This window comes from Succinimonas sp. (assembly GCF_045225735.1).
Classification (GTDB): Bacteria; Pseudomonadota; Gammaproteobacteria; order Enterobacterales; family Succinivibrionaceae; genus Succinimonas.
The window spans coordinates 1-5080 of record NZ_JBGVBR010000436.1; the positions used below are offsets into that span (position 1 = coordinate 1).

Sequence of the window (5080 nt, forward strand, 5' to 3'; positions counted from 1 at the left end):
CTCAGAAGAAACGCCGAAGAAGAACCCAAAATCAAGTATGGAAAACTACCGGCTTTGAGGAATACTCAAACTCTGGCTCTTCTAACAGAAAACACAATAAGAAAAATCATAAAAATGGCAATGGTAATCAGTGGGATTCTTCCGTTAAAAAATCAAACCATTACATCAATGAAGGCTCTGCCGAAAGTTTTTACGGAAATACCTACTGCGGAATGTCCGCCGGGGAACAGATGAGAATGATGCGCAGGGCGTATGATGCCGGTCATTCTGATGCCTGCCATCACCGGTACTCTCCTCCCGGAGGTTTAACAGAAGGTCAAAGAATATTAAGCATCATCAATGGGGTAATTATAGCAATAGTATTTATTGTTTTCATATTCGTTTTTCTTTCAAAAATGTGAATTTCGGATTGCAGATTAAATTGTTATAATTATAAACAAGAAGAATTATTTTAGTTCTGAAGTGTTAGATGAGGCTTGTTATGAGTATTAAAAGGGAGACTGTTGGGAAAATATTTTTGTTTGGTTTTGTTGGCTGTATCATAGCAAATATAGTTTTTTGTTTTTTTTACTGCGTTTTTTGGCTCGTGGGAGTTTCAGTTTAGCACAACTCGTTCTGTTGTTTTCTTTACTCTTTTTATTTTAGCTATAGTGTGTTTTATAATTGGATTTATATTATCCCCAGGTAAAAATAATCAAGATCATGAAAAAATTATCAGCTTTATTGACAATTATAAAAATAAACAGCAGCAATTAAACAACAGACATCGCCGCATATCTAAAAATTATAAAAAACGCACAGCAAACAGAAACATTAATTCTTTTGAAAAAAACAGCAATATCAAACAAATGGATCTTCCAGAGGAATTAAACGGCAATCTTCCTCACTCTGATCGTTTAAAAGAAAAGTTTGGTAACTGGGACTGTTCTTCTCAGGAAATGTATTTAGCCATGAATTATGCTTATAATCTGGGGTATGATACCGGCTATGACGATGGATATAGAGCAGGTAGCACCAGTCATCATTAAGGACAAAGGTTGGATCCGAATAGTTAAATCGCACATGATATTTGATCATGCCATGTGCCGGGATGTGTTTATTTTTGATTTTTATAAAATGTTTCCATGCTGTTATCCCGTATTACAGCCTTAGCAGAAATAAATTTAAAGCCGCAATCAGGAAAATCAGCAAAATAGGAGAAGGCGCTTTTGTCTGAGATTTATCCCAGGCAAACTGCGACAGAATCATTAAAGAGGTGGCTTCCTGGCGTCGCTGCTGAAAAATCCGGACGCCCCCGGAATTAACAGAAAGCGACAAACCGGGGCTTTTCCAGGATACAAAGTCAGGCGTGCCGCACCGCGGAAAACATAAGCCGTTCCCCAAAAGACCGCCGCTATGACGGTTCTTCTTCTGATAACGGCATTTCTTCGGGTGATGCGTCTTCATCTTCGTCATCGCATTTCAGGAGTTCATCTAAATCCTGAGCGATGACGGCTAGCTGTTCCGACAAATCCTTCAGCGTCCGGGAGAGCTTCTGCGCTTTCGCTTTGAATTTTCTTCCGGTTAACAGCGAAGAAGAAGCCGCCCTCTTCGCCCGTGATTCCGGCTCCTTGCCGGAGCCGGCGGCAGACTGACTGATATCCCCCGGGGTAACGCGGGCCGGGCCCCGTTTGCCATTGGGAATCACCTGATCCGTTTCCGGGTCAATCTTGCCGACGCATTTCCGTCTCTGCACCTTCTTCTGTTTGGCTTCATCCCAAACGTAATCAACCTCATAAACATACCAGACATTCATGCGTCTGTTGTATGACCGGCACTGAAACACTGCGCCTCCCGTTCTGATTTACTGTTCTGATTAATCCGGACTTAAAAGCGGCTGCCCTGCGCATGGCAGGAGCCGCCCGTCCGGTTGCCGTCTTAAGCTCCGGGCACGGCCCGGAGATGCACCAGGAGGAGATTCACCGCCCCGAAAATCATCTCCGCCTCCCCCGGGGAAACATTCCGGTATTCCCGCACCAGGAGCCTGAAGGACTCTGCATGAGGATTATCCCCGGCGCCGGACAGGGGCGACGGCTGAAAACCCTGACTCAGAAGTCCGAATATCGCCGGAGCGGAGTCCCGCACCAGCCGGCCGGTATCGTCGTAGCTGTTTTCAGGATAAAGATCGTTCAGAGCCAAAGCCAGCGCTTCCGGAGGGGTTTTGTCCTTCCGGTTTTCGGAAGACATGGCTCCGGCGATGCCGTACACAAGGAGCCAGGCCTCGGCATTGGAGAGGCCGCCGTTTTCCCGCCGGTAATCCTCCAGCCTGGAGGCCAGAAGTCTGAGGCCATCCTGATACAGGGGATCCTCGGCGGATTCCAGGCGGCCGTTTAGGTCGGCGATAACGTCCATCAGGGAAAGAATGGCGCCGGAGATGCCATCGGCGCTGTCAGTATCATCCCGGGGCCAGAATATGCCGGCGGTTTTCTTTACCAGAGCGGTAAAATCCGGATCTGCATTGGAAATCATAATCGTTGTCTCGTGTCGTCTGAGTTAAAGCGGGAACGCCATGGCGCCGCCGCGGCTCACAATTTTAACATGTAAGAAGCTCAGGGGGCAGATCCGAAGCATCGGTCAGGTTCCGGACTGCTTTCCCCGGATCAAAAAAGCCCGCGGCGGGCGGGCTCCTGGGATCCCTGCTCCCGCAGGGATAGGTCTTTCCTTTACTTAAAGTAAGACTCCACGGTCTCAACAGAACGGGGAGCTCCGTGCATGGGAACACCGTCGATAATGAAGGACGGGGTGCCGGTTACCTGCATCTGATCCGCCAGAGTTCTGATCTGGCTCAGCACATCGCTTACCGCAGCGGACTTGGAAAGAGCCGCTACCTCGGCCCACTTAAGTCCCAGCGCCTCTACCTCGGCCTGAATCTCCGCCTCGTTCTGCAGCCGGGCCTTTCTGGTCATGAGATCGTTGTTGTACTTCACATAGAGATCCGGATTCATGGCGTAAATGGCCACGCCTACCCGGGCTGCGTGATACGAAACCTCGGTGAGAATGGGGAATTCCAAATAGTAGTAGCGGACGTCCTTATGCTTCTCCAGCACCTTCATGGTATGAGGCTTGGCCTGCTTGCAATAGCCGCAGTTATAGTCAAAGAATTCAATAATGGTATGCTTGGGCTTTTCGGCTCCGGACTGGGGGATGTTCGGATTGGCCAGGATTTCCTTCACCGCCTTTTCTCTCTGGGCTTCCTGGAGCTTTTCCTGTCTGGCCTTGAGCTTATCCCCTACCTCCAGCATAATATCCGGATTATTAAGAAGATAGTCATGCACAATGCTTTCAATTTCGGCCTTCTGGGCAGCGCTGAACTCGGCGGCTGCGGCAGCGCCGAAGCCGGCCATGGTCATGGCGGCGGTTAATGTCAGAACAAGTGAGCGTAATTTCATCGTATGTATTTTCACCTCGCTAAAAAACAGCGTAATGATAGCACAAGGCATCACATCTGTGTTTGCGGATCTGAGACTCCGGCAGGCATTCCGGCATTTTTGTGACCTGTTCCGGAAAATATTCCCCGGTAAAAAGCCCGGCAGAGCCGGGCTTCGGGGAAAGACGGGGACAGTCCTTCGGACTATCTGAAGAAAATCATGTTAACCGTGCCGTCAGCCATGGATTTCAGCATTTCCGGCTTCGCCGAACGGTAATCCATGTTCATCTGACTGCCGGAGCAGGTAACGGTGGTGCGGTAGGTGTCATAATTTCCGGACTTAGCGGAGTACGGGCTGTCGGAATGCTCCACCTCCAGATCCATGGACATGATTATCCGGTCAATTCTGATTTCGCTCTCCGCCGCATAGCCGATGCCGGCTCCCAGAAGTCCCAGGCCCAGCACCAGCAGGCTGCCCTCAGGACGCCAGTAGAGATGCCGGGTGGTGGCGGCAATGGTGGTGCCCACGGCAGCGCCGGCAATAGCGCCCGTGGCCACACCGCCCTGGGCATTATGGCTCGCGGCCTGAACCGGCAGGAAGGAGACATACACCCTGAGGGTGGCCTGCTTGGGATCCGTGGTCATGGTAAAGCCGGGACGGCTCATAAAGGCCTCCCGGAGATAGTGGTTAACATCGTTTTCCATATTCACGCCGGAGAGATCCCGCACGCCCAGATACACCACCTCATGCCCGTCGGAGGGAATTCTGAAGGTCTGGGAATAGCTGAGCTGGGTTCTGAGATGCTTGTAGGCGCTGATATGCTCGCCCGAAGCGGTGCATCCTGTCATGGCAACCGGAGTTACGGCAAGACATGCGGCGAGGATCAAAGGCTTGCAGTTTTTAAAATTCATAAAAAGTTCCTTTTGGTTACAAAGCCAGCGGACAGAAAAAGTCAGGCGGAGCGAAAACGAGCTCCGCTGTATATTCATTATGACAGAAAGCCCGGGGAACATGTTCCGGAAAAATCAAACTAAATTGTTACAAATTGTGGCTTCTCAAAAATCCGTTTCTGCCCGGTGTCTGCAAAAATTCGTCTTCCGGTTCCCCGGAAACCTGTCCGCTCTCGGAAGTAAACGCTTTAAACCTGATACGGTTACTTCAAAGTCCGCGCCGCCACCGAGCAGCTTTTTTTGCAGAAGGAGATGCCGTAAGCGTAAATCCCGGCGATATCATGTCTCTCCAGATAAGGATCGGCATACTTTCTGCTGATAATATGATCTATGGCCGATCTGGCTATAAGCACCGTATCGCGTTTTTCATCCTCAGTCTGCTTCAGTTCTAAGATGACAATAATCCGTTTGTTGCCGGCTGATTCTATGATTAGGTCTATGTAACCGTCCTCGGATTCAAAGCTGGATTTCTGTTCTTTTACCAGGGAGACTCCGTTAACCAGAAGACCGCTGATAAGCCCGCGGTAATAGTTTTCCTGCGGGGTGCTGGCAGCAGAATTAATGGCAGAGCCGGCGGCACAGTCTCTTACGCAAACATATTTGGCCAGAAGACTGCTGAGATGCTCCTCCGTTTCAGCGGCATTGCCGGAAAACAGACTCTTGATAAAATCCGCGGCATGTTTTCTCATAACCGGATTCCTGCTGAAAAACCGGCGCATGCCG

General features: G+C 49.8%; 7 protein-coding genes. 2 read left to right on the forward strand and 5 right to left on the reverse strand.

All coding sequences use genetic code 11. The annotated features are described in order from the left end of the window. Positions 1-401, forward strand: a 401-nt coding sequence (locus ACJROR_RS15195; RefSeq protein WP_406547828.1) for a hypothetical protein, incomplete at its 5' end; no start/stop codon positions are given. 249 nt (positions 402-650) lie between these two features. After that, complete coding sequence (locus tag ACJROR_RS15200) at positions 651-1028, forward strand: hypothetical protein (RefSeq protein ID WP_406547829.1); 378 nt, start codon at positions 651-653, stop codon at positions 1026-1028. Between the two features lie 365 nt (positions 1029-1393). On the opposite strand, the gene ACJROR_RS15205 is transcribed toward ACJROR_RS15200, so the two are convergent. The 5 genes from ACJROR_RS15205 to ACJROR_RS15225 all read right to left on the reverse strand — a co-directional run. Beyond that, positions 1394-1825, reverse strand: a complete 432-nt coding sequence (locus tag ACJROR_RS15205; protein WP_406547830.1) for a hypothetical protein — start codon at positions 1823-1825, stop codon at positions 1394-1396. Between the two features lie 92 nt (positions 1826-1917). Continuing rightward, entirely contained in the window at positions 1918-2508 is a 591-nt protein-coding gene (locus tag ACJROR_RS15210; protein WP_406547831.1) for a hypothetical protein, read from the reverse strand. 194 nt (positions 2509-2702) lie between these two features. Continuing rightward, positions 2703-3428: a DsbA family protein gene (locus tag ACJROR_RS15215; RefSeq protein WP_406547832.1), complete on the reverse strand. Its 726-nt coding sequence runs from the start codon at positions 3426-3428 to the stop codon at positions 2703-2705. A 182-nt stretch (positions 3429-3610) separates the two neighbouring features. Then, positions 3611-4318 (reverse strand): complement resistance protein TraT, encoded by a 708-nt coding sequence (gene traT / locus ACJROR_RS15220; protein ID WP_406038501.1) that lies wholly within the window; start codon positions 4316-4318, stop codon positions 3611-3613. Positions 4319-4560: 242 nt separating this feature from the next. After that, positions 4561-5080, reverse strand: a 520-nt coding sequence (locus ACJROR_RS15225; protein WP_406547833.1) for a PD-(D/E)XK nuclease domain-containing protein, incomplete at its 5' end; no start/stop codon positions are given.

Bases quoted from the DNA above. Each gene is read 5' to 3' on its own strand.
- ACJROR_RS15210 (WP_406547831.1), bottom strand. From the start codon at position 2,508: ATGATTTCCAATGCAGATCCGGATTTTACCGCTCTGGTAAAGAAAACC.
- traT (WP_406038501.1), bottom strand. From the start codon at position 4,318: ATGAATTTTAAAAACTGCAAGCCTTTGATCCTCGCCGCATGTCTTGCC.
- ACJROR_RS15215 (WP_406547832.1), bottom strand. From the start codon at position 3,428: ATGAAATTACGCTCACTTGTTCTGACATTAACCGCCGCCATGACCATG.